We start from the raw sequence: 22,993 nt of genomic DNA, 5'->3' as shown, positions 1-22,993 counted from the left end.
GAGATTCTCAACATTGGACATGAAATTTAATCGCCTGAATGACTCTTAATTAACAAAAGCTTATTGGATCGAGCGTTTTTAGATACTATGAGGAGCCATCATGCCCAAATCTGATTATCGGCGTGGTGTTCGTGATCAGTATTATGATAGTCCACCCACAATCAATGATCTTCTGAATCCTGATTATGAGCGTGGGCGATCTAGAATTGTGCTGGTTTCGCAAGAATCTAACGATCTATCAGGATTAATCGATATAGCCTTTTTACTGCTTGGTCTATTGCTTAAACCAATTTTGCATACCATTGTTGTCTGTTTTTTAGCCTACTCACTATCTATGCCCTATTAAGCCAGCAATTTCCGCTGGCTGCTGGAGCCTTACCGACTGCAATTACTAGCGGTATTTTAAGTGCAATCCTAATTTGGCTGGCATTTCGGCACTATCCTATCCGATTCTCAATACTTGTACTATTGCTTGTTGGGATGATTGGAATAGAGTTGTATGCAAATTATCGTCAAGGAAACCTTAATTTCGCCGAGGTTATGGCAATTGGTGATAATAGCATGACCGCTATTGTTCAGGCATTTATTGGCTTGTGGAACGATACGATTCTCCCAAGTATCAAACAGCTGCTTCGGCAACTTAATTTAGGCTAGGTTTTAAACAAAACATTATCCAAGCTAGTGGTATTGTAATAACCAAAAAGGCCACTGACTCCAACTTCTGAGGGCAATTCTGTTAATTTGATTGAAACTGAAATACCCATGCAGCAAGCGAATCAGATTGCGACCCAAACTGCTATCTCAATAAGCCAATCCCGATTGCAAATATTTAAACCGTTTCGTTAAACATACAATTGAGCCTATACCATCCATAATCAAGCATGATAAACAACATACAAAACCAGCATAATCAGGTACAATAGGCGCAGATGGGGGCAAAGAACTAGTTGTTCTTTGCTCCCCTTTTGCGAACAATGGAGGACAAACGGCGTGAGCGCAGAGCAACGACCAATTGTGATTGGGGTCGCTGGCGGAACTGGATCAGGCAAAACTACCGTTTCCCAAGCGATTCTTAGTCGCGTCGGGCCATCACGAATTGCATTTTTACAGCACGATTCCTATTATCGTGATTTTGCTGAGCTTTCGTTTGAAGAACGCTTGCGAGTCAATTTCGATCACCCTAACTCGCTCGATAGCAATTTGCTGGCGCAACATATCGAGGCTTTGTGCAATGGCACAACGATTGAAGTGCCAATTTATGATTTTACGCACTATAGCCGTCGGCCTGAGGTGATGCATGTACAGCCGCGTCCGGTTATTTTGGTCGAAGGCATTTTGATTTTCGCCGAAGCTGTGTTGCGCCAATGTATGGATGTAAAAATCTATGTTGATGCTGATGCCGATTTGCGCTTTATTCGTCGCCTCAAACGTGATATTGCCGAACGGGGCCGCTCAATCGAATCGGTGATCGAGCAATATACCAACACCGTGCGCCCGATGCACCTTGAATTTGTCGAGCCAACCAAGCGCTATGCCGATATTATTATTCCACGCGGCGGCTTGAATGCGATTGCCATCGATATGGTGATCGCCCGCGTCGAGTATTTGCTGGCTGAAAGCGAGAAGGTAAGTATGAAGGCTGAGGAATGAAGGATGAAACAGAGGATTGAGTTTTAACACAGAGAAGCAAAGGATGAATGGCTATTGTTGCTGGGCTAGCGGACAATATTTGGAATGACAATGACTTCAAAACCAAAAGCCAATAGCCCACAGCCAATAGCCTCATTCTTCTTCGTGATCTTCATGGATTTGGCCTTCGTGTGCCTTCGTGCGCTTTGTGGCTCTAACCGTCCGCTCCCTGATACCCAACCAGCGCCCCCCAACCTATATGGAGGAATGTGAATGCAGCGCCGACGATGGATATTAATCTCAATCAGCCTGACGCTGCTGCTGGCAAGCGTTGGCTTGAGCATGGCTCGCACGACAGGGTTTTTGAATGAGCCTGATTGTGTGGTAAGCGATTGTACATTTTTGCCACTGGCTTTGAAGAACTCCAGTGAGATTACGCCATTACCGACAACTGCGGCAACCGCAACCAGCGCGATGCTCTCGCCAACTGCCACATCAAGCACAACGCCAACCGATACACCGTTGGCAACCAATACGCCAACTGATGTGCCAACTGCAACCAGTACCCCAACTGATGTGCCAACTGCGACCAGCACTCCAACTGATGTGCCAACCGCAACCAGCACTCCAACCGATGTGCCAACTGCAACCAGCACCCCAACTGATGTGCCAACTGCAACCAGCACATCAACCAATACCGCTACCCCGACGAGCACGTCAACCCCAACCAGTACACCAACCAACACGGCGACGGCAACACCACGCCCGCCAACCACCACCCCAACCACCATCGTTGGCACGGCGACCCCAACCACACCGCCCAACTTCACGCGGATCGTTTGGTCTACAGCTGTGCCAACGCCATTTAGCTATCCTTTTGCGGCGGTTGAAGCTCAAGGAGCAGTGGTTGGCGGCAAATTGTATGTCTTTGGTGGCTTCGGCCAGCCTGGCTTATCGGGCGATACACCCTCGCGCTTGTCGAACGTGTATGATCCAGTGGCCAATACCTGGACAGCGATTGCGCCCTTGGAACGGGGTTTGACCCACGTTGGCACAGCTACCGATGGTCAAAAGATCTTCTTGGTTGGTGGCTATATTGAAGATTTTGATGGAGTTGGCCAGATTTTTGGCTCACGAGTTTCGCGCTATTACGACACCGCCACCAATACCTACACCAACTTGCCTGTGATTCCAATCCAACGGGCGGCGGGCCAGCTGTATTATCTTGATCGAAAGTTGCATTATGTTGGCGGAACCTACTACAAACAGGTTGATGTAGGCACGCATTTTGTGCTCGATTTGAATGATTTGGCGACTGGTTGGGTGACTCAAACCAACCAATTAACCTATGCCGAGTTGCCCAATCCACGTCAACATGCTGGCGGAGTGGTGCTTGATGGCAAACTCTACTATATTGGCGGTCAGCATGGCCACGATGGTAGTTTAACCGTCGATAACGATGTGCATCGTTATGATCCTGCCACCAACATGTGGGAACAAATGGCCGATATTCCGTTGGCCTTGAACCATATTAGCCATTCGACCTTGGCGCTTGGCGGTAAAATTTTCGTCTTTGCTGGCCAAACTACCAACGGAACCAAACATAACACGATTTATGTGTATGATCCGGCCACGAATACTTGGGCACAAATGCCTAACAACTTGCCAGCAACCCGTTATTCGGGCATTATTGGCGAGATTAATGGCACGTTGTATTTCACGACTGGCGGCGGAACCAACAGCTATCGTGGAATTCCCACACCATAGCATTATTTTGCAGGGCGTTGGTCGCGTTTGGCGGCCAACGCAAAATTATGAGTATCACGATCTATCCGATTCCGCGTTTACTGGCAACCAACCCATATCTTGATTTGTTGTATGCGCCATTTGCCGCCTGGCCTGATGTGCAGATTGCACGTCAGCCGTTTGCCCAAACCTTGCGTCATGGCTTGTTGCATGGCGGTCAGCGGGTGTTGCATTGGCATTTTTTCGATGAACTAACCCAGCAGCCTAACCAAGCGGCAACGGCATTGCGCAGCATAAGCTTTATTGCGCTATTGCGTTTGCTGGCTTTGCGTGAGGCAAAATTGGTTTGGACGGCTCACAACTTGGAGCCGCATGAATTGCGTTACCCTCAATGGGCGCAGCGTTGTTATCAGGCGATGGCGCAGGCGGCTGGGCAAATTATTGTACATTCGCAGCCCGCTGCCCAACTGCTCGATCAACGTTATCAGGTTGCTACAAAAACCCAAGTAATTGCCCATGGCTCGTATATTGGTGTCTATGGCGAAGCTTGGGAGCAAGCGGCAGCCCGTAAGCATTTGCAACTAACGCCCGAAGGCTTTGTTGCGCTCAATCTTGGCACATTGCGACCCTACAAAGGTGTGGAATTGTTGCTTGAAGCGTGGTCAGCCGAGCTTGGCCGTTTGCTGATCGTGGGCGCGGCCAAAGATCAACGCTATGCTGAGCAATTGCAACAACAGGCAACCAACCCCAGCATCACGCTACGGCCCCAGTTTATTGCCGATTCTCTCTTGCCTGCTTGGTTTGCCGCCGCCGATGTGGTAGTGTTGCCCTATCGCAAAACCTTGACCTCAGGCATGTTGCTGGCAGCACTTTCGTATGCAGCACCTGTCGTTGCGCCTGATTTGCCGCCAGTCCGCGAATTGATTCGCGATGGAGAGAATGGCTTTTTGTTTGAGGTCAATAATGCGGCTAGTCTAAGGGCCGCGTTGCAACGAGCCGCTGCTCATCCCGACCGACAAGCTTTGCGCCAAAATGCGCTCCAAACAGTTCAAGCGCTTGATTGGGGCCAGATTGCCAACCAAACAGCGGCAGTCTATCGCCGTTTATTTGAGAAACCCGCATGATTCCAGGCCAAATTTCGATTATCATCGTGAGCTATAACAGCGCCGCCCTATTGCCCGCTTGTTTTGCCAGCCTCGCCATGACCAACGACGACAATTATCAATTAATTGTGGTTGATAATGCTTCGAGCGATGGGTCTGCCGAGTTGGTGCGTCAGCAGTATCCGCATGTTCAGCTGATTGCCAATCAGCATAATCAAGGCTTTGGTGCGGCCTGTAATCAAGGTATGGCGGCAGCGACTGGCGAGTATTTTTTATTGTTCAATCCCGATGTACAAATAACGCCCAATTGGCTAACTCTTTTGCGCCAACATCTAGCAACCAATCCCCAAGCAGCGATTATCTGCCCAACCACCTTGTATCCCAATCAAGCGCTGCCAACCCGTCAAGGTGTGGCGATCACGGCGGCTGTGCCAGGCTGTGCAATGCTTTTGCGGCGTAGTGCATGGCAAGCGATTGGCGGTTTCGATCCAGCTATTTTCTTGTATTGGGAAGATACTGAATTGTGCTGGCGAGCGTGGTTGTTAGGTTGGCAGGTGCTCGAAGATTTCGAGGCGCTGGTGGTACACGAGCGTGGCGGTAGCGGCGGCGGCCAGCGCTGGCTGGTCGAAAGCAGCAAAAATGGCTTGTATTGCTACCTAAAGTTACGGCCATGGTCGGCGGTTTTGGGCTATAGCCTGCGCATGCTGGCCAAAACGGCGATTGTAAGTTTGCGCCAGCGCAATCTGGCAATGCTGAATATTTGGCTCTGGCATGGCCGCAATCTCAAGCAAACCCTCGCCACGCGCCGTGCAATTCAAGCCCAAATCACCGCTGATCGCAGCGAAGTTGAAGGGTTGATCAAGCAGCATTTGGCGCGTGGCAAGCAGGAACGGAGAGCAAGTCAAAAGTCAAAAGTCAAAAGTCAAAAAGCTGAGACTGAATAGAGCATCGGTATTTAACACAGAGACGCAGAGGATTCAGGGGTCAGGATTCAGGGGTCAGGATTCAGGGGATGGAAATTGAAGCATAATCATATAAATCTGGGTCAATCTGTGGCTAAAAATAAAGCTTCGCGATCTTCGTGCCCTTCGTGGTTTCAACCCTCGCGCCCTTCGTGGCCTTCGTGGATCAACCCTGACCCCTCGCCTGCAAATATGCTATGATTGCCAATCATTCAAGGGAGTTTTTGGTATGCTGAGTCGTGAACAGCTTGAAACAGAAAATGCTAGCCTTAAACGTGAAGTTGAGTTATTACGCCATCAATTGGCAACCCAACCAGCCGAGCCGCTTTTTCAAAGTTTGTTAGAGGCGGCTCCTGATGGCGTGGTGATTGTCAATGCCCACGGCATTATTAGCGTGGTCAATGCCCAAGCCGAGGCTATTTTTGGTTATGATCGTGAATCGATGGTTGGTCAACCAATCGAATTGTTGATTCCCGAGCGCGTGCGTGGCGTGCATGTGGCCTATCGCAGTAATTACACCCGCGAGCCACGCACCCGCCCAATGGGCATTGGCTCAGATTTATTGGCGCGGCGCAGTGATGGCACTGAGTTTTACACCGAAATTAGCCTTAGCCCATTGAAAACCGCTGATCAATTGTTAATTATTGCAGTGGTACGCGATGTGACCGAGCAAAAGAAACTTGCCAAAGAGCATGAACATCGCTTAACCCAACGGGTCAGTGCCGCTGAAGCCGCCTTGTTACAAGGCGCACGCTTGGCAGCGGTAGGCCAGCTTTCAGCCTCGATTGCCCACGAAATTAACAATCCGCTGTATGCGGCCCGCAATGCCTTGCTATTGCTCGAAGAAGATTTGCCCGAAGAAGTGCGCGAATCAACTGTGATGCAATTAGCCCGCGATCAATTAACCCGCATCGCCGGAATTATCGAACGCATGCGTGATTTTTATCGCCCGATGCGCGGCGAGATGGCTCCCACCGATCTGAACGCCGTGATCGAAGAAACCTTAGCGCTAGCTGGCTTGCACGCCCGCCATAACAACACCATGATCACATTTACGCCTGATATCCATTTGCCAGCGGTGGTTTGCAACGCCGACCAACTACGCCAAGTCTTTTTGAACTTGGTGTTGAACGCATTGGATGCGATGACCAACGGTGGTACATTAACCGTCACAACCGAAGCTGCCACCAGCTTTGTTACAATAGAAATTTGCGATACGGGAACAGGCATTCCTGATGATATTCGGGCACACCTGTTTGAGCCATTTTTTACCAACAAACCCAATGGAACCGGTCTTGGTTTGCCGATTAGTGCCCATATTGTGACCCAGCATGGTGGCCAAATCGAGGTTGACAGCACCGTTGGGGTTGGCTCGACCTTCCGTGTTGTGCTACCCTACCAACCTAACTAGGAGTATTCTTCGATGAGTCAAGCTTCGATTTTATTAGTTGATGATGAATTTCCCATTCGCGCCACCCTCGGCGATTTACTGCGGCGACGGGGCTACGATGTGCAAACTGCCGATAGCGGAGAGGAAGCACTCGACCGCATTGCCCAACGGCCTTTCGATTTGTTTCTTTTGGATTTGCGCTTGCCTGGCGTTGATGGCATTACCGTGGCGCAACGGGTACGCGAACGCTATCCCGATGCAGCAATTTTGATTTTGACCGGCCATGGCTCGCTCGATAGCGCGATCGAAGGCATTCATTTGGGTGTGTTCGACTATATGCTCAAAACTTCTAGCCCGCAAGATGTGCTGGCGCGAGTCAAGAGTGCGCTTGAGGCTCAAGCCGATCAACGGCATAAAAAAAGCCTCATGAATACGCTACAAACGGTGGTTAGCGAGCTTGGTGGCAAACAACAAGAGCCAAGCGAAACCCCAACTCAACAGCCAGCTGGCGATCAATGGATTCGCGTCGGTGAGCTAGAAATTGGCTTATGGCGACAAATGGCGCGGCTTGGCGACCAAACCCTGAATCTCACGCCAACCGAATTTCGTTTGTTGAGTTGTTTGGCTCAGCAAGCAGGATTGGTGATGAGCTACGCCAATTTGTTACGTTGTGCCCAAGGCTACGAGGCCGAAAGCAGCGAAGCCGCCGAATTGCTCAAACCGCATATCTACCACTTGCGCCAAAAGATCGAGCCAGATCCATCAAATCCACGCTATATTTTGACCGTGCGTGGCACTGGCTATGTCTTGGCAGTCGAAGCACCCCAAAGTAAGTAATCAAGCCAGCGCCCAAGCCTTGAAACTTGGGCGCATTGTTTATTGCCCAATTTGCTGCAAAACCTTTTCCTCAAATTTATCGCCAATAATGCTGCTCAAGGCATAGCTTGTCAGCAACGAATAGATCATCGAATTGCCACAGAGCAGGCCTACGACCGCTGCTGGAGCCACATTCGAAAGCGTCACGTTAACTGGGCCAAGCGCCAAACCCTTGGGCGTACCAGCACCATGCTTGGGCGTATCGCCAAGATACGAGCCAACCTGCGCAGCAATCAGCACTCGCGCTATCCCAAAAATTGGTTTCAACATCGTCACAATTCCTTCTAATAAACCACAATCGCTAGGTTTATTTGAGCAAATTGCAGACCACGAGGAAGAACATAGAGCATAGGCTCAAGTCAGAAGGCAAAAATCAAAAGGCAAATCGAGAGCGCCATGTAACGCAGAGCGGATTTAGGGGTCAGGGGCCAGCGATCAGGAGTCAGATTTGAATTACCTAGTCACTGACTCCTGCCCCTCACCCTTCGTGCTCTTCGCGTTCTTCGTGGTTTCGTCTCCTTCGTGCGCTTCGTGTCCTTCGTGGATCAACACTTCCTCAACGCCACAATTTGCGCAAAGCCAAGGCCTATGCTATACTCGGCAGTGCCTTGAAGGCAATGGGCTGTTAGCTCAGTTGGTTAGAGCGCGTCGTTCACACCGACGAGGTCACTGGTTCGAGTCCAGTACCGCCCACCAAACCCAAACCACTCCTGTTTGCAGGGGTGGTTTTTTGTTGTGCCATGACCAAGCAATTAGATGCAGATTGATACTTCAGCTAGACCATAAGAGGTATTGATTTAACATAACCTAGCCTGCTAAGATGATTAAACTAAATTGAGCAAGATTAGAGTTGCCAATCATCACAAGGAGTAGGCGATGAGCATTATGATTTTACTTGTGCTAGGTTTATGTGTTTTGGGTTTCTATATTCATGTGGGCATCATTTTTAATCGGGTGGTGCAATTAGCTCAACAGCGCTCAGATTTGCGCACTTCAGCTTGGCTACTGCTGGTTAATTTAGCCGAACCCTTTATCATGGGGGTTTGGCTGCTGATTCAATTAATATACTTCGATTTCGAGTCGCTGATTGGTTCAGTTGGCGAGCCTTTGGCAGCAACCTCAAGCTTTTTTACCTACTACTGGCCAATGGCCCTGTTGCTGATTGGAATTCCAGTAATCGCCTTATTATTTATCCCTCAAGCGCAAGTGCGGGCAACTGCTATCCGCAGCCTCTGGACGGGAGCAATGCGCTTAGTCATGGTCTGGTTGTGCTTCAATTTCATTATGGTTGGAGCGACGATTTTGATTGCGATTGGCTTAAGCATCTGGTCGTTGCGGCTGATTAATAGCTATTACAAATCATTAATGGCCCAATCGTCACTTGCCGTTGTGTTCGATCAGCATGGCCTTGCGATTCAAGCGATTGTTCCATCGATTGAGTAAACCCCACGTTCTCTCTAGGTTTGTTTGCAGGGATTTTTGGGCTAAATCGCTATACTGGCCTGCTTTTGAACAACCTATTTGAGCATTAATGTACGCTGACACCAAACTTAACCACTTCTGCAAACAGGAGTGGTTTTTTATTGTGCTCAATCCAATTTACATCCATTTGAAGAACAATTTCCGCAATCAAGCGCCACTTTTTCGCCATTTAGCCATGTCACCATGTTATTAGCGTTTTTTAATCGTTAAGGAGACAAGGTTATGCATTTACTATCGGTAAGTGTTGGCGGATGGGGCATATACATATCATTAATTACGTTTGGCATAGTTGGCATTTTAATCGTCGTGATGAATCTATGGCTGCTGGTCTTGCTTGGTCGTATTCAAAAGATGCCTAGCAGTCACGCAAAGGGTTCTTGGTGGTTAATCAACATCAATTTGCTTGAACCAATCACAACAAGTTGTTGGTTAGTTAGTCTCACTTTGATTACAGGTGATGATTTTTATCGATCCCTTTGGACTATCTCAGAAACCTTGTGGCAATGGGGATTTTTAACTGGATCGCTAGGTCAAAGTAATATTGAGATGTTACTGTTTTGCTTAAGCTTCTATTGGCCAATGCTGCTTTCTTTAGTGATTGTGCCAATGTTTGGTTTGCTGGGCCGTCATATAACCCGCCAAACTGCCCGATTAAGCTTAAAATATGGATTATTACGCATCTATGGTGTCTATATTGCACTCATTGCGGTACAAGAGGCTACCTATTTCCCACTTTTATTTGGAGTATTTGGGCTAAGCATGTATGTTTATCGCAAAATGTATGACCATGCAAAAACCATTTTGCAACACCCAAGCCAAGCAGTAACCATTCACAACCAACAACTGGCGATTGGATCAGTCAATCCAGAAACAAGCCAAATTTCAACAATCATGGAATAGAATGATTGCGCTATCTATTAAATGAGTAAACCCGATGGACTATCTAGGCTTAATCGCTTTATTTGCAGGGATTTTTGGGCTGACTGGCTATGCTGGCCTGCTTTTGAGGCAGGCAATTGGGCTATATCGCCAACGCCCTGATTTGCGCCGAACGTTACGACCGGTATTGCTCAACCTGATCGAGCCATTTGTCAGCCTGCTCTACCTGATTCCTTGTATGCTCTGGTGGGATTATGGCTACCTTTTGAGTTTAGTGGGCAGCGATTTTGCGGCTGGCTCAATTGTGTTTGCCTACCACTGGCCAATGCAGCTCTTGCTGGTTTATGCCCCATTTGGCTGGATGTTTGCTCGCCAAAAAATGGTTGCACGCACGGCTTGGCTATGCTTTGCGCTTGGAGTGATACGCGTGACCATGCTCTGGCTCTGTTTCAATTATTCTTTAGGTGGCGGCATGATTGTTTTGGCCTTGATCGTTGGAGCAGCAACATTCTGGCTGCTCGGGCGTTATCTTCAATGGCAGGCGATACCACCACCACAGATCCCAATCATGGTTAACATTGATGAACAAGGCTTGGTGCTCATTCAGCCGATCGAGCCAAATCAAGCGCATCAAGCCGAATTGTGACGCAAACAAGGATAAATCAGGGGACAACATTAAGGACAAATCGGGCGTAGAATGGGTACAGCTTGACAGTAACAACGCTGTACTGATTGCTCGAAAGGACTTTATTTTTATGGCTACATTTCGCACGATTACGCCACAATCCATCGATGCCGCTACAACGCTCGGCGTAACTACCCTGCGTGTCGCCGATGCTGGCCGCTCATTAGTGTTTTATCGCGATTTACTTGGTTTTCAGGTTTTAGAACAAACTGAATCAACAATTTTGTTGGGTTCGCCCAATCAGGTTGTGCTACGTTTGGATGTTGAAGCTGGCTTAAAGCGCCACCCGAGCCATACCACTGGCTTGTATCACGCCGCAATTCTCTTGCCAACCCGCCTCGATTTGGCCTATGTGTTGCAGCGTTTGTTAGCGGTGCGCTATCGCTTTGGCGCTTCGGATCATGCGGTCAGCGAAGCTTTGTATCTCGATGATCCCGATGGCAATGGCTTAGAAATTTACCGTGATCGACCGCGCAACGAATGGCGCTGGGGAGCGAATGGCGAAGTGCACATGGTCACCGAATCGCTTGATCTGTATGGAGTTTTGGCCGAAATAACCCCGACTGCACCCGCTTGGGCAGGCATTCCTGCTGGCACGAAGATTGGCCATATGCATTTACAAGTAGGTAATTTGCGCCAAGCCGAAGAATTTTATCACGGGGTGTTGGGGTTTGATATTGTGGCCCATTATCCCGGGGCACTATTTGTCAGCGCAGGTGGCTATCATCACCATCTCGGCTTGAATGTGTGGCAAAGCCAAAACGGCCCACAGCAACCCAACGATGCCGCAGGTTTAGGCTATTTTGAAATTATTATGCCCAACCAAGCGGCGCTTGAAATCGTGCGTCAGCGCTTGCAAGTGGCTGAAGTCGCGGTTCAAGAGCAAGTCGATGGGCTGGTTGTGCACGATCCATGGCAAACTGAATTGCGCTTTATCGTTGCCGCCTAAAATAATCATCCCTACGAACGAGCAAATGTTAAACTGGGCTATGCTATGCTATAGCCCAATTTTGTTTTAAGCGATAGGAGAGCAGATTCGTGCAGTACGTTGAGAACATTCCAATCTGGGGCGATCCAATCGATCAAGGAGCCTTGAGCCAGATTAAAACCTGTGCGCTTGAGGCCGATGCAGTGGCGTTGATGGCAGATCATCATAAGGGCTATGCGGTGCCAATTGGCGGCGTAGTCGCTTATCGTGATGCAATTAGTCCTTCCGGCGTTGGCTACGATATCGCTTGCGGCAACAAAGCCGTCTTGCTCGATCTGCCAGCCAGCGAAGTTCGCGCTAAAATCAAGCCGATTATGGACGACATCTGGCGTTCGTTGTCGTTTGGGGTTGGCCTGAACAACCGCCAAAGCGTTGATCACGACTTGTTTGACGACCCAGCTTGGCAAGTTCCAGCGGTCAAAAGCTTGAAACAAACTGCCCGCAATCAGCTTGGCACAATTGGCTCAGGCAATCATTATGTCGATTTATTCGCTGATGAGCTTGATCGGACATGGATTGGCGTGCACTTTGGCTCGCGAGGCTTAGGCCACAAAACCGCGACCTATTTTTTAGAGGCAGGCGGGGCCAAAGATGGCATGGATGTTGCGCCGTTGATTTTGCCAACTGCCTCGGATTTGGGCGAGCAATATTTGAGTTGTATGGCCTTGGCTGGGCGCTATGCCTACGCTGGCCGCGATTGGGTTTGTGCTGAGGTTGCCCGCATTTTAGGCGCAACTATCCTTGAAGAAGTGCATAATCACCATAATTTTGCTTGGCGCGAAACTCACAACGGCGTGGATTTGTGGGTAGTCCGCAAGGGTGCAACGCCCGCCTTTCCTGGTCAGCGTGGCTTTGTTGGCGGCTCCATGGGCGATATTTCGGTTATTTTAGAAGGCGTTGACTCGCCCGAAGCCCAAACTGCCTTGCATTCAACCGTGCATGGCGCTGGTCGGGTGATGAGCCGCACCGCTGCTCGCGGCAAAATTAATTATCGCACGGGCAAAGTGATTGCACCTGGCAAAATTTCGCGCGAGATGATGAATGAGTGGATTCAACAGCAAGGGGTTGAATTACGTGGCGCAGGCACTGATGAATCGCCCCATTGCTACAAACGATTGCCTGAGGTGCTCAACCACCACGCCAATACAATCAAGATTGTACATACCTTGCAGCCGCTGGGCGTAGCAATGGCTGGTGAAAACGAGTTTGATCCGTATAAGGATTGATCGTTAGTTTTTAACCACGAAGGACACGAAGGGCACGAAGAAGTAGGGCTATTGGCTATTGGCTATTGGAATATTTCAATGGTCGATAGCCTTTTTTTAGGGCTTTGATATTAGAAATACTATATTGACTTAGCAATAATCCTTTGTTAGGATAAGTTAATTTTATAATCTGAGTTTGGATGGAGTTTCTATGTATCCTCAGGCAAACTTTACTCCTAGTAGTACTCAAACCAATACGAACTCAAATGAATCGTTAATACTCAAGAAAAATACGGTTCAAGAAATCCGTACCGATATTATTCAAATTCAAGGAAAAAGGCTTATATTTGGGAATACTGTATACCAAATACCTAATATTGCAGGCTTTTCAACAGCTAAGATCATTAATAAATTCCCTTGGATGTGGTGTCTAATTATTATGATTTTACTCCTTATCAACAAAGATATTTTTTTCAGTGATTTTGGCAGAAATGACACAGAATCTATATCTACAATAATAAATTCATTACTTGTATTATCATTATTTGGATTAATTTTCTATTGGGCTTCTATGCCTAATAAGTATGGATTATTAATTATTTCCAGTGCAGGATCAAATTTATCATCAATAATAATCCATGAAGACAAGAAATTCATTGATAAAGTCATAAAAGTACTATCTTTAAATATTGACAGTAGCTACGAAAAATATTATATTATAAACTTTAATAAAAAAACAATTCACCAATCTAATACGAGTATGCCTAATATAAATTTCACCGATACTACAATTAACGATTCCAATCTGAGTATGTTCAATGACATTGATGGCAATCAAGAACAATCAAATACTAATTATACTAAAAAACGTCGTTCCATTCGCCGAGGCCCCAGACAACGAAAAAATCAAGAACAATCAAATAACAATTATACTAAAAATCCTTAATAATTATAAATGATTCTTCTAAAAAGAAACATAATATCATCAATCTGTGCTAATCTGTGGCTAAAATTAAGCTGAAGGATGCCAGCCTAAAACTTAACATCCTTCGCGATCGTCGCGTTCTTCGCGGTTTCAGCCTTTACGCCCTTCGTGTAACTTCGTGCTCTTCGTGGATCAACCAAAGCTCAGGCTCTATTCATCGACCAGTAGCGCATGCAACTCATCCATGCTCAGCACTTTTACGCCTAAACTTTGGGCTTTGGTCAATTTCGAGCCAGCTGCCTCGCCTGCCAGCAAATAATCAGTTTTCTTGCTGACGCTACCGCCAACCTTGCCGCCATGGGCTTCGATCAAGGCTTGAGCGGCTTCGCGGCTAATGCCAGGCAAGGTTCCAGTGATCACAAAACTTTTGCCCGCCAAACGATCACTCTGCAATTCAGCAACTTCGCTAGGCTCGGCTTTGAGGCCTAAAGCCAATAATTCGGCGATTAATTGTTGGTTGGCTGGCGTATTGAAGAAATCGACCACGCTTTGGGCGGTGCTGCCACCAATCCCCTCAATCGCGGTCAATTGCTCAATCGTGGCTTGGGCTAAGGCTGGCAATGAACGGAAATAGCGGGCTAAATCCGCCGCCGCCACCGTTCCAACTCCGTTAATCCCCAAAGCGGTGATGACACGATCAAGCGGGCGTCGCTTGGATTCTTCGATCGCATTCAGCAAATTAGCGACGCGCCGTTCGCCATAGCCTTCACGCCCCCCAAAGCTATCAACCGTCAAACGATAAATATCAGGAATCGATTTGATCAAGCCCATTTCGACAAATTGGCTGGCTTGGCGCTCGCCCATGCCCACAATATCCATCGCGCCACGGCTGACCCAATGTTCGATTGAACGAATCAAACGCGCAGGACAAGTATTATTGACGCAATAAATATCAACTTCATCGCCAATTTGCTCGACTGGCTGACCACAAGTTGGACAATGAGTTGGCGCTGGCCAAACTCGCTCGTCGCCAGTGCGAGCCTCAACGATTGGCCCAATCACATAGGGAATCACATCGCCAGCCCGTTTGACCACAACCCGATCGCCAATGCGAATATCGCGGCTGATGATGTAATCGGCGTTGTGCAACGAGGCATGCTGCACCGTCGTGCCGCCCAAACTGACAGGTTCGAGCACAGCATTGGGAATCAATTTACCAGTGCGACCAACATTGATCACAATATTGAGCAAGGTGGTGGTTTCTTCGCGAGCTGGAAATTTATAGGCAATCGCCCAGCGTGGATCACGACCAACCACGCCCAATTCACGTTGCATGGCAAAATCATTAATTTTAACTACCACGCCATCAACTTCGTAGCTTAGCGATTCACGGCGGCTCATCCACTCGTGGCAATATTCGATTACCGCCTCAAAATCAGCAAAAAGCCGCGTATCGGGATTAACGCTAAACCCATAAGTGCGCAAGGTATCAAGGGTTTGGGCTTGGCTTTTGAGTTCAACGCCGCTGAAAGGGCCGACAGCGTAGGCAAAAAAGCGCAACGGACGGCTAGCAGTAATCGTTGAATCGAGCTGACGCAACGATCCAGCGGCAGCATTGCGTGGATTGGCAAAGACTTTTTCGCCAGCATGGGCTTGGCGTTCATTCAATTGATTAAACGATTCGATAGGCAAATAGACCTCGCCACGCACTTCGATGCGTTCGGGCAAGGCTTGGCCGTCGATTGGTTGCAGCCGCAAGGGCACATCGCGAATTGTGCGTAGGTTGGCGGTAATATCCTCGCCAATTTCGCCGTTGCCACGGGTTGCGCCAACGCTAAATACCCCATTAATATAGGTTAATGCCACGGCCAAGCCATCAATTTTTGGCTCAACGGTATAGCTCATCGGCTGCGTACCAATAATTTGTTCAGCGCGTCGTCGCCACGCGGCCAAATCATCGGCATTAAAGGCATTGCCAAGGCTCAACATTGGCACAGGGTGCTGCACTTTGGGAAATTTGCTCAACGGAGCACTACCAACCCGTTGGGTCGGCGAATCGGGGGTGCGTAATTCGGGATATTCGGCCTCAATCGCCCGCAATTCATTTAATAAACTATCGTATTGAGCATCGCTGACCAGCGGTGCATCAAGCGTATAATAATGATGATTGTATAGATTCAATTCATCGCGCAAGCTTGCGGCGCGGGCAACCGTCTGCTCTGACACGGCCATGCATGCATCCTCCAATTTAATCGAACAGATGTATTATAACGGGTGTCTGTGTCAAATCTAGCCACAATTTTGAATCGTTTGATGTTGCTAAACCTTAACCCATTTCATGGCTCTTTTCACTTCGTGCTGGCAAGAAATCGGTCACAATAGAGATGTAGCCGAGGCTACACCAACCAACGATTTAGGGGGCTTAGTATGCGTTACGTTTCAGCGAACGAAGCTGTTCAAGCGATTAAATCACACGATCGTGTGTTTATTCATAGTGTTGCCGCAGCACCTCAACAATTAATTGCGGCTTTGGTTGCTCGCGCCGATGAATTACGCAGCGTCGAATTGGTGCATATTCATACCGAAGGGCCAGCACCATATACCGATCCCAAATATCGCGAAAGTTTTCATACCCGCGCGTTATTTATTGGCTCGAATATTCGGAGCGCCGTGGTAACTGGTGAAGCTGATTATGTTCCGGTCTTTTTGAGCGAAGTTCCAGGCTTGTTCCGGCGGGGAATTTTGCCGCTTGATATGGCATTAATTCAAGTTTCGCCACCTGATCAACATGGGTTTTGCTCGTTGGGCGTTTCGGTCGATGTCACCCGAGCAGCCGTCGAAGTTGCTCAATGTGTAATTGCCCAAATCAACCCGCATATGCCCCGCACCCATGGCGATGGCCACATTCATATCAATCGGATTAACTTTGCGGTTGAGGTCGATGAGCCAATTTATGAACATGCGCCAGCCGTTTTGAGTGATGTTGAACGGGCGATTGGCCGCCATATTGCGGGCTTGGTCAGCGATGGCGCAACCTTGCAAATGGGTATCGGGGCGATTCCTGATGCCGTGCTAGCTTCATTAACCACCCACAAAAATTTGGGCATTCACACCGAAATGTTTTCCGATGGGATTATCGATTTGGTTGAACGCGGCATCATCAACGGACGCATGAAGAAAACCCACCCCGGCAAAATCGTTGGTGGTTTTATGATGGGCACGCGGCGATTGTATGATTTCGTCGATGATAACCCGCAGATCGCCATGCTCGACATCACCTACATCAACGATACCAGCGTGATTCGGCGCAACCCCAATGTTACGGCAATCAACAGTGCGATTGAAGTGGATCTGACGGGCCAAGTCTGTGCTGATTCAATTGGCACGTTCCAGTATTCAGGGGTGGGCGGCCAAATGGACTTTATGCGCGGAGCAGCGCTCTCCGAGGGCGGCAAGCCAATTATTGCCCTGCCTTCAGCTACCCGTCGTGGCGAATCGCGGATTGTGCCAGTGCTGCACGAAGGCGCTAGCGTCGTGACCACTCGTGCCCACGTTCAATATATCGTCACTGAATATGGCGTAGCTTATTTGTATGGCAAAACCTTGCGCGAACGCGCTAAAGCCTTGATCGATATTGCTCACCCTGACCATCGCGAAGCGCTCGAACGGGCCGCTTTAGAGCGGTTTCACGGCGAAGCCAGCCTGAAACATTAGTTAAAATCCCTCATCCCCGACCCCTCTCCCACTGCGGCGGGAGAAGGGGCGAACTTAACTGCGCACCACCAATTCTTTGGTTCATCGGTAGATGTCTGTTCACCGCCAAATGTCCTTGAGGGGGTGCAGGGGGATTAAAGCCCCCTGCGTTTCCCGCCTTGAGGCGGGACGGAAGGGTGGTGATCAATGGATTGGTAACAACCTACCCTTGTAAGGGGGTGAGGGAATTTTACGAACCATGATTTTTAGCCAGTCGTGCGTAGGCCGCTAGCAATCGCATTGACCGTGAGCAACAACTGGGTTAGCAATCGCTCACGCTCTGGAATTTGCTCGCTGGGCAGGCTGCGCCATGTATGCAGCAAATTGATTTGTTGCTGATGCAATTGGCTTAATCGTGACTGACGACCTTGCAACATACGATAAATCCGTGGGCGACGTTCGGCCAAACTCCCGCCAAAAATCAGCTCTAGTTGCTGTTGGGTTTGCTTAAACTCAGCCTCAATGGCCGCCATAATCGGCTGGCGCACGCTTGGATCTTCGACCAACTGGCTATAGGCTTGCATGGTTGCCAGATCAGCCGAGAGCATGCTGGTGCTGACATTGGTTAATAAATATTTCAACGGATACCATTCAAAGGCCGCTTGTTTGAGTTGGTCAAACTGTTCAGGATGTTGCTCGGCGAGCCATGCCAAGCTGCTGCCAACCCCATACCAACCAGAAAGAAAAAAGCGGGCTTGGCTCCAGCTAAATACCCATGGAATTGCCCGCAAATCGCCAAGGGTGCGTTGGCCAGTGCGGCGGGCAGGGCGTGAGCCGATTTTGCCTTGCTCAATCACATCAATCGGCGTGGCTTGACCAAAAAACTGAATAAAACCAGGTGTTTGAATCAAGGTTTCGTAGCGTTGGCGGCTGTAGGCAGTCAGTACATCCATGATTGGGGCAAGGCTGTGGGGCGTTTGATCACGCTGCGAGCCAAGCAAAGTGGCTTCGGTTACGCCCGCCACCATTAATTCTAAATTATAGACCGCCGTGATATGGTTGGCATATTTTTGGGCGATGGTTTCGCCTTGCTCGGTCATGCGCAAATCGCCTGCCAAGGCCGCTGCTGGTAGCGCGTTCAAGAAACGGTGGGTTGGACCAGCGCCACGGCTGATTGTGCCGCCACGACCGTGGAAGAAACGTACTCGCACATGATGCTTGGCTCCGACCGCTGCTAGCGTGCCTTGCGACCGATACAAGCTCCACAAACTGGCCAAAATGCCGCCATCTTTGTTGCTATCGCTATAGCCAACCATCACCTGTTGCACGCTAGTTTGGCGCAACGCTCGGCTCGCTTGGCTGACCGGATGCGCCAAAAACGCATCGAGAATACCAGGGCTAATTTCCAAATCTTCGATCGTTTCGAATAATGGCACAACTGGCAGCACACACGCCAAACCAGCCTCAGTAACGTATAACAAGCTAGCTTCACGTGCCAACAAATACACCACCAGCAAATCCGAGAGGCTGCGGGTCATGCTGATAATCAACGAGCCAAGGCCTGCCGTGCCATGCTGGGCAATTTCATCGGCCAACACACGATAGCAATCGCGCACAGCGCTCGCTTCGTTGCCCAACTCAAGGCTAGGGTGGGCAAATGGGCGGGCACTTTGCAACTCGCGATTGAGCAATTCGAGCCGTTGTTCCTCGGGCCAACTACTAAATTGATAATCGCTGAATCCAGCAGCTTGCAGCAATTGTTCTACCGCCAAATCGTGGAATTTGCTGTTTTGGCGAATATCGAGCACGGCGCTGTGAAAGCCCAAAGTTTGCACACTGCGAATCACAGGCTGAAGATCATTCAAAACAAGCCGTTGTGCGCCAACAGCATGCAGTTGCTCGGCCAAAAATTGCAGGTCAGCCACAGTTTCGCTGCTACTGCGATACTGCCAAGGCTGGCGTAGTTGGCCTGATTCGGGCAATCGCGCTATGATTAAGTTGATCCATTGTCGCCATGGCTCCTCGGGATTCCGTGCCAAGGCCATTTGCCCCCGTTGGCCCAACGCAGCCGCACTAGCATCGAGGGCTTCAAGCAAGGCGGCGTGCGGTGGTTGCAAGCGATCAGATAAGCTTAATTTGATCACTAGTTGAACTAATTGTTCGTGCAAAACCTCAAGCGCATTGCGGCGCAACTCCTGCAAAGCAAAGCGCGTGACCGCCGCCGTAACCAAGGGATGTCCATCGCGATCGCCGCCAACCCATGTACCAAACTGCACATGCGGTAATTGCTCGGTTGTTGGTAACAACCGCCGATCAAAGCCTTGCAATTGCCAAGCCTGTTGCAAACGCAAATCGAGCGTTACCAAACTGGCGGGAAACACATGACGCAAATAATGCAAAATATTGCGCAATTCATCGGCGACGCTCGGCTTTTCAAGGAAAATCTCACCAGTGCGCCAAAGCCGCTCAAGCTCAACTTTAATCTCATCGCGCAGCGCCTGTTGCTCCAGCGGAGTCCAAATGGGGTTTTCGCGCTTGACCAACAGCAAATATAAACGTCGATAATGCTCAAGCATGGTCGCCCGTTTGGCCTCGGTGGGGTGGGCGGTCAGGACTGGTTCAACATAAATCTGGCCTAAGGCAGCGCCAATCTGCTCGGCGCTGAAGCCAGCTTGGCTCAGGCTTTGCAAGGTATTGCCCCAAAGCCCAACTTCAGCATTAAAGCCTTCGGCAGCTTCGCGGATGCGGCGTTGTTGGGCAGCGGCATTTTCCTCGACCATATTCAGCAATTGAAAGCTGAGCGATGCCGCTTGAATCGCTCGTTCAGGCGTAATTGTTTGGTTAATTGAGGCGGTTGTGGGCAACCCAAGATAGGCAGCGAGTTCAGCCTCGCCTAATTCTTGTAATACTTCAGCGAAACATGTCAAAACAAATTCAGCATCATGGTCAGCTTTGATTAAATCGGCAAAATCGTAGCTTGGCAAATTGGCCATGGCAAATACCTCGAACTACAGGAATCTTCGCTCTCGTGGTGCAACGCTGCACGCCAAGTATAGCAAAGATCGCCACTGTGGCTAGCCCAAAAGAACTATACCTTTCACTGCAAAGTACCTTGCATTACAAGGTATAATAGCAACCAGCAAAAACATAGCTTAGCTGGAGGTCATATGGCAAAAGCAATTGAAGAACGCAACGTCCACTACTCCGAATATTCCGCCGCCGAAGAATTAGCCAATGCAATTACCCATGGGATTGGGGTTGCCTTGAGCGTGGCTGGCTTGGCGATTTTGCTGATTATGGCGATTAACACGGGCGATCCATGGCGAATTGCTAGCTTTACGGTCTATGGAGTCAGCCTAATTTGTATGTATTTGGCTTCGACGCTCTACCACAGCATTCGCAACCCTCGCGCCAAATATTTATTGAAAATTTTCGACCACTGCGCTATTTATTTATTGATTGCTGGCACCTACACCCCGATTTTGTTGGTGAGCATGCAAAGTAGCTTGGCTTGGACGCTCTTTGGCTTAATTTGGGGCTGTGCCTTCGCCGGAATCTGCTTTAAAATGTTTTTTATCAAACGTTTTGAATTGCTTTCAACCTTGATGTATGTTGGCATGGGCTGGTTATCGGTGATGGCCTGGGATGATTTAGTGGCGAGCTTGCCGACTGGAGCCTTTGCCTTGTTGGTGGCTGGTGGTCTGACCTACACTGCTGGCGTGGTCTTTTATCGCTGGGAAAAATTGCCCTACAACCACGCAATTTGGCATGGCTTTGTGATGGGCGGCAGCGTTTGCCATTTCTTGGTAATGGCGCTGTATCTCGGTTAAACTCCAAGTTTAATTGACCGAATTTGGCTCAGCATGCAGTAATCTGCTTGGCTGGGCTATTTTTTTGCTAGGCTTTTTGCCAATTTGCCAGTATTATGGCGCACAACAGCATTTTGGTGTGGGGGAATTTAGGCATGTTGCGACGTTTTCGGCGGCGACGCTTAGCCTTGTGGGCAGTGATTGGGGCAGTTTGTGGCTTGATTGTAATTTTACGAATGCCACTGCATCAACTGCCACTGGAGCGCGACGAGGCTGCCTATGCCGTCATTGCCCGCGATTGGGCTGATGGGGCAATTCCCTACCGCGATCGATTTGATCATAAACCACCGTTTGTTTATGCTGCCTATGCTCCGCCAGTTTTGTTAGGCACTGAGCCAATTCAAACAATTCGGGTTTGGGCGACGCTCTGGCTGGAAGCCACAACTTTAGTGATGTGGCGAGCAGGTCGGCGTTTGTGGCGCTCCGAAGCGGCGGGCGTGCTCACCGCAATTTTAGTCGCCAGCTGGAATAGCGCAGTTTTCTTGCAGGGCGTGACCTTCAACAGCGAAGCAATTATGCTCTTGCCCAGTTGCTTGGCCTTGCTTTTTGGCCTCAAAGCGCTTGATAGCCAACAAAAAGCTTGGTGGATGTTGGCGGGCGTGGCAGCAGCCTTAGCATTATTATCCAAACCTGTGGCTTTGTTAATTTTGCCAGCGCTAATTATTACCACGATTGCCTTCAAAGGCGATGTCAACGAACGGCTTGGCCGCGCAATTTTGGTGATCGACGGCTTGGCGCTGGTGTTGATTCCAACTTTGCTCTATTTTGCCTTAGCTGGTGGTTGGAGCCAATTTGTTGAAGCACTTTGGACGTATAACACGGCTTACCTCGACCAAACCGATGCCACAATCAGCCAGCTTTGGCCGATTTGGCGCTCGCTCCTGTTGCTGCTAGTGGCGGGGATTGTGGGCGCAACCATGGCTTGGCGACGGCGGCGCTACGGGCCGAGTTTAACTCTGGCTGGCTTATGGAGCATCGGCTTGATTGCCAGCGCCTTTGTAAGTTTACGCGCTTATCCGCATTATTATCAGGCGCTTGTGCCCGCTTTGGCTGTCTTTGCAGGCGGCTTGGCCAAAGTTCGGCTGGGATTTTTGCAACAATACAAAGATTTTTCGATTGTTGTGATCGCGTTTTTGCTAGCGATTCAGCCATTAGCCAGCCTCTGGCCGTTGTATAATAAAACACCCGAAGCCCAAATTGAACAACTCTATGGCGTTGATGGCCGTGAATTCTTTGCGCTCGCGCCCAAAGTTGTCGAATGGATCGATAGCAATGTGGGCCAGCAGGCCAGCGTCTGGGTTTGGGCGGCTGAGCCAGAAATTTATTTGTATGGCGATTACGCTGTGCCAAGCCGATTTCCCTACGATTACCCCTTAGCGATTTTGCCCAATGCCCTCGACCAGACCTTGCAGCAACTGCGCAGCCAGCCACCAAAGGTCATTGTGACCTATGGAGCCGTGCGCCCAATCGGCTTTGATGCTATGTTGCAAGTTGCGCCCTATCGTTTACGAGTGCATTTGGCTGGTTATGATATTTGGGTGCGTTAGCGCTGGGAGTTTCG

General features: G+C 49.2%; 19 protein-coding genes and 1 tRNA gene. 17 read left to right on the top strand and 3 right to left on the bottom strand.

Annotated features, from left to right (window positions below; all coding sequences use genetic code 11):
• Positions 1–100: 100 nt before the first annotated feature.
• From DEF47_RS24095 to DEF47_RS24065, 7 genes are all read left to right on the top strand, one after another.
• Positions 101–346, top strand: coding sequence for a hypothetical protein (locus DEF47_RS24095; protein ID WP_012188380.1), 246 nt, complete (start codon positions 101–103; stop codon positions 344–346).
• A gap of 644 nt (positions 347–990) precedes the next feature.
• Positions 991–1,650 (top strand): uridine kinase, encoded by a 660-nt coding sequence (gene udk / locus DEF47_RS24090; RefSeq protein WP_012188379.1) that lies wholly within the window; start codon positions 991–993, stop codon positions 1,648–1,650.
• Between the two features lie 252 nt (positions 1,651–1,902).
• Positions 1,903–3,396, top strand: coding sequence for a Kelch repeat-containing protein (locus DEF47_RS24085; RefSeq protein WP_012188378.1), 1,494 nt, complete (start codon positions 1,903–1,905; stop codon positions 3,394–3,396).
• A 47-nt stretch (positions 3,397–3,443) separates the two neighbouring features.
• The gene (locus DEF47_RS24080) at positions 3,444–4,499 is read left to right on the top strand and encodes a glycosyltransferase family 4 protein (RefSeq protein ID WP_012188377.1); all 1,056 of its coding nucleotides are present in this window, start codon (positions 3,444–3,446) and stop codon (positions 4,497–4,499) included.
• A complete protein-coding gene (locus tag DEF47_RS24075) occupies positions 4,496–5,422 on the top strand; it encodes a glycosyltransferase family 2 protein (protein ID WP_012188376.1) in 927 nt (308 codons plus the stop codon). Before DEF47_RS24080 ends, DEF47_RS24075 begins: the two co-directional genes overlap by 4 nt.
• A gap of 247 nt (positions 5,423–5,669) precedes the next feature.
• Complete coding sequence (locus tag DEF47_RS24070) at positions 5,670–6,851, top strand: ATP-binding protein (RefSeq protein WP_012188375.1); 1,182 nt, start codon at positions 5,670–5,672, stop codon at positions 6,849–6,851.
• A 12-nt stretch (positions 6,852–6,863) separates the two neighbouring features.
• Positions 6,864–7,667 (top strand): response regulator transcription factor, encoded by an 804-nt coding sequence (locus DEF47_RS24065; protein ID WP_012188374.1) that lies wholly within the window; start codon positions 6,864–6,866, stop codon positions 7,665–7,667.
• A 39-nt stretch (positions 7,668–7,706) separates the two neighbouring features.
• Here DEF47_RS24065 and DEF47_RS24060 read toward each other — a convergent pair whose 3' ends face one another.
• Positions 7,707–7,976 (bottom strand): hypothetical protein, encoded by a 270-nt coding sequence (locus tag DEF47_RS24060; RefSeq protein ID WP_012188373.1) that lies wholly within the window; start codon positions 7,974–7,976, stop codon positions 7,707–7,709.
• A 349-nt stretch (positions 7,977–8,325) separates the two neighbouring features.
• On the opposite strand from DEF47_RS24060, the gene DEF47_RS24055 reads away from it, so the two are divergent.
• The 7 genes from DEF47_RS24055 to DEF47_RS24025 all read left to right on the top strand — a co-directional run bounded on the left by DEF47_RS24055 (position 8,326) and on the right by DEF47_RS24025 (position 13,891).
• Positions 8,326–8,402 (top strand) — tRNA-Val (locus DEF47_RS24055).
• A gap of 180 nt (positions 8,403–8,582) precedes the next feature.
• Entirely contained in the window at positions 8,583–9,149 is a 567-nt protein-coding gene (locus tag DEF47_RS24050) for a hypothetical protein (RefSeq protein WP_012188372.1), read from the top strand.
• Between the two features lie 261 nt (positions 9,150–9,410).
• On the top strand, positions 9,411–10,088 hold the full coding sequence (locus DEF47_RS24045) for a hypothetical protein (protein ID WP_012188371.1): 678 nt from the start codon (positions 9,411–9,413) through the stop codon (positions 10,086–10,088).
• 34 nt (positions 10,089–10,122) lie between these two features.
• Complete coding sequence (locus DEF47_RS24040; protein ID WP_012188370.1) at positions 10,123–10,713, top strand: hypothetical protein; 591 nt, start codon at positions 10,123–10,125, stop codon at positions 10,711–10,713.
• Positions 10,714–10,822: 109 nt separating this feature from the next.
• Positions 10,823–11,701 (top strand): VOC family protein, encoded by an 879-nt coding sequence (locus tag DEF47_RS24035; protein WP_012188369.1) that lies wholly within the window; start codon positions 10,823–10,825, stop codon positions 11,699–11,701.
• A gap of 89 nt (positions 11,702–11,790) precedes the next feature.
• Positions 11,791–12,966 carry an RtcB family protein gene (locus DEF47_RS24030; protein WP_012188368.1) on the top strand — a complete coding sequence of 392 codons (1,176 nt, stop codon included), beginning with the start codon at positions 11,791–11,793 and terminating at the stop codon, positions 12,964–12,966.
• Positions 12,967–13,156: 190 nt separating this feature from the next.
• Entirely contained in the window at positions 13,157–13,891 is a 735-nt protein-coding gene (locus DEF47_RS24025) for a hypothetical protein (protein WP_041304022.1), read from the top strand.
• A 189-nt stretch (positions 13,892–14,080) separates the two neighbouring features.
• Here the strand turns inward: DEF47_RS24025 and ligA are convergent, their stop codons facing one another.
• Complete coding sequence (ligA, locus tag DEF47_RS24020; protein WP_041305384.1) at positions 14,081–16,096, bottom strand: NAD-dependent DNA ligase LigA; 2,016 nt, start codon at positions 16,094–16,096, stop codon at positions 14,081–14,083.
• A gap of 201 nt (positions 16,097–16,297) precedes the next feature.
• Between ligA and DEF47_RS24015 the strand changes: the two genes are divergently transcribed.
• Complete coding sequence (locus tag DEF47_RS24015) at positions 16,298–17,584, top strand: acetyl-CoA hydrolase/transferase family protein (protein WP_012188365.1); 1,287 nt, start codon at positions 16,298–16,300, stop codon at positions 17,582–17,584.
• Positions 17,585–17,829: 245 nt separating this feature from the next.
• Here DEF47_RS24015 and DEF47_RS24010 read toward each other — a convergent pair whose 3' ends face one another.
• Positions 17,830–20,556, bottom strand: coding sequence for a phosphoenolpyruvate carboxylase (locus DEF47_RS24010; RefSeq protein ID WP_012188364.1), 2,727 nt, complete (start codon positions 20,554–20,556; stop codon positions 17,830–17,832).
• Between the two features lie 174 nt (positions 20,557–20,730).
• On the opposite strand from DEF47_RS24010, the gene trhA reads away from it, so the two are divergent.
• Positions 20,731–21,393: a PAQR family membrane homeostasis protein TrhA gene (trhA, locus tag DEF47_RS24005; protein WP_012188363.1), complete on the top strand. Its 663-nt coding sequence runs from the start codon at positions 20,731–20,733 to the stop codon at positions 21,391–21,393.
• 134 nt (positions 21,394–21,527) lie between these two features.
• Positions 21,528–22,979 carry an ArnT family glycosyltransferase gene (locus DEF47_RS24000; RefSeq protein WP_012188362.1) on the top strand — a complete coding sequence of 484 codons (1,452 nt, stop codon included), beginning with the start codon at positions 21,528–21,530 and terminating at the stop codon, positions 22,977–22,979.
• Positions 22,980–22,993: the final 14 nt, after the last annotated feature.

This window comes from Herpetosiphon sp. (assembly GCF_003512625.1).
In the GTDB taxonomy this organism is placed as follows: domain Bacteria; phylum Chloroflexota; class Chloroflexia; order Chloroflexales; family Herpetosiphonaceae; genus Herpetosiphon; species Herpetosiphon aurantiacus.
The sequence above is the reverse complement of the archived record's forward strand: the minus strand, read 5'-3'. Positions and strand labels throughout refer to the sequence as shown.

Coding starts and splice junctions, on each gene's coding strand:
- DEF47_RS24085 (WP_012188378.1), top strand. CDS start 1,903: ATGCAGCGCCGACGATGGATATTAATCTCAATCAGCCTGACGCTGCTG.
- trhA (WP_012188363.1), top strand. CDS start 20,731: ATGGCAAAAGCAATTGAAGAACGCAACGTCCACTACTCCGAATATTCC.
- DEF47_RS24015 (WP_012188365.1), top strand. CDS start 16,298: ATGCGTTACGTTTCAGCGAACGAAGCTGTTCAAGCGATTAAATCACAC.
- DEF47_RS24095 (WP_012188380.1), top strand. CDS start 101: ATGCCCAAATCTGATTATCGGCGTGGTGTTCGTGATCAGTATTATGAT.
- DEF47_RS24010 (WP_012188364.1), bottom strand. CDS start 20,556: ATGGCCAATTTGCCAAGCTACGATTTTGCCGATTTAATCAAAGCTGAC.
- DEF47_RS24075 (WP_012188376.1), top strand. CDS start 4,496: ATGATTCCAGGCCAAATTTCGATTATCATCGTGAGCTATAACAGCGCC.
- DEF47_RS24060 (WP_012188373.1), bottom strand. CDS start 7,976: ATGTTGAAACCAATTTTTGGGATAGCGCGAGTGCTGATTGCTGCGCAG.
- DEF47_RS24000 (WP_012188362.1), top strand. CDS start 21,528: ATGTTGCGACGTTTTCGGCGGCGACGCTTAGCCTTGTGGGCAGTGATT.
- DEF47_RS24070 (WP_012188375.1), top strand. CDS start 5,670: ATGCTGAGTCGTGAACAGCTTGAAACAGAAAATGCTAGCCTTAAACGT.
- DEF47_RS24040 (WP_012188370.1), top strand. CDS start 10,123: ATGGACTATCTAGGCTTAATCGCTTTATTTGCAGGGATTTTTGGGCTG.
- DEF47_RS24080 (WP_012188377.1), top strand. CDS start 3,444: ATGAGTATCACGATCTATCCGATTCCGCGTTTACTGGCAACCAACCCA.
- DEF47_RS24025 (WP_041304022.1), top strand. CDS start 13,157: ATGTATCCTCAGGCAAACTTTACTCCTAGTAGTACTCAAACCAATACG.
- DEF47_RS24050 (WP_012188372.1), top strand. CDS start 8,583: ATGAGCATTATGATTTTACTTGTGCTAGGTTTATGTGTTTTGGGTTTC.
- DEF47_RS24045 (WP_012188371.1), top strand. CDS start 9,411: ATGCATTTACTATCGGTAAGTGTTGGCGGATGGGGCATATACATATCA.
- DEF47_RS24065 (WP_012188374.1), top strand. CDS start 6,864: ATGAGTCAAGCTTCGATTTTATTAGTTGATGATGAATTTCCCATTCGC.
- DEF47_RS24035 (WP_012188369.1), top strand. CDS start 10,823: ATGGCTACATTTCGCACGATTACGCCACAATCCATCGATGCCGCTACA.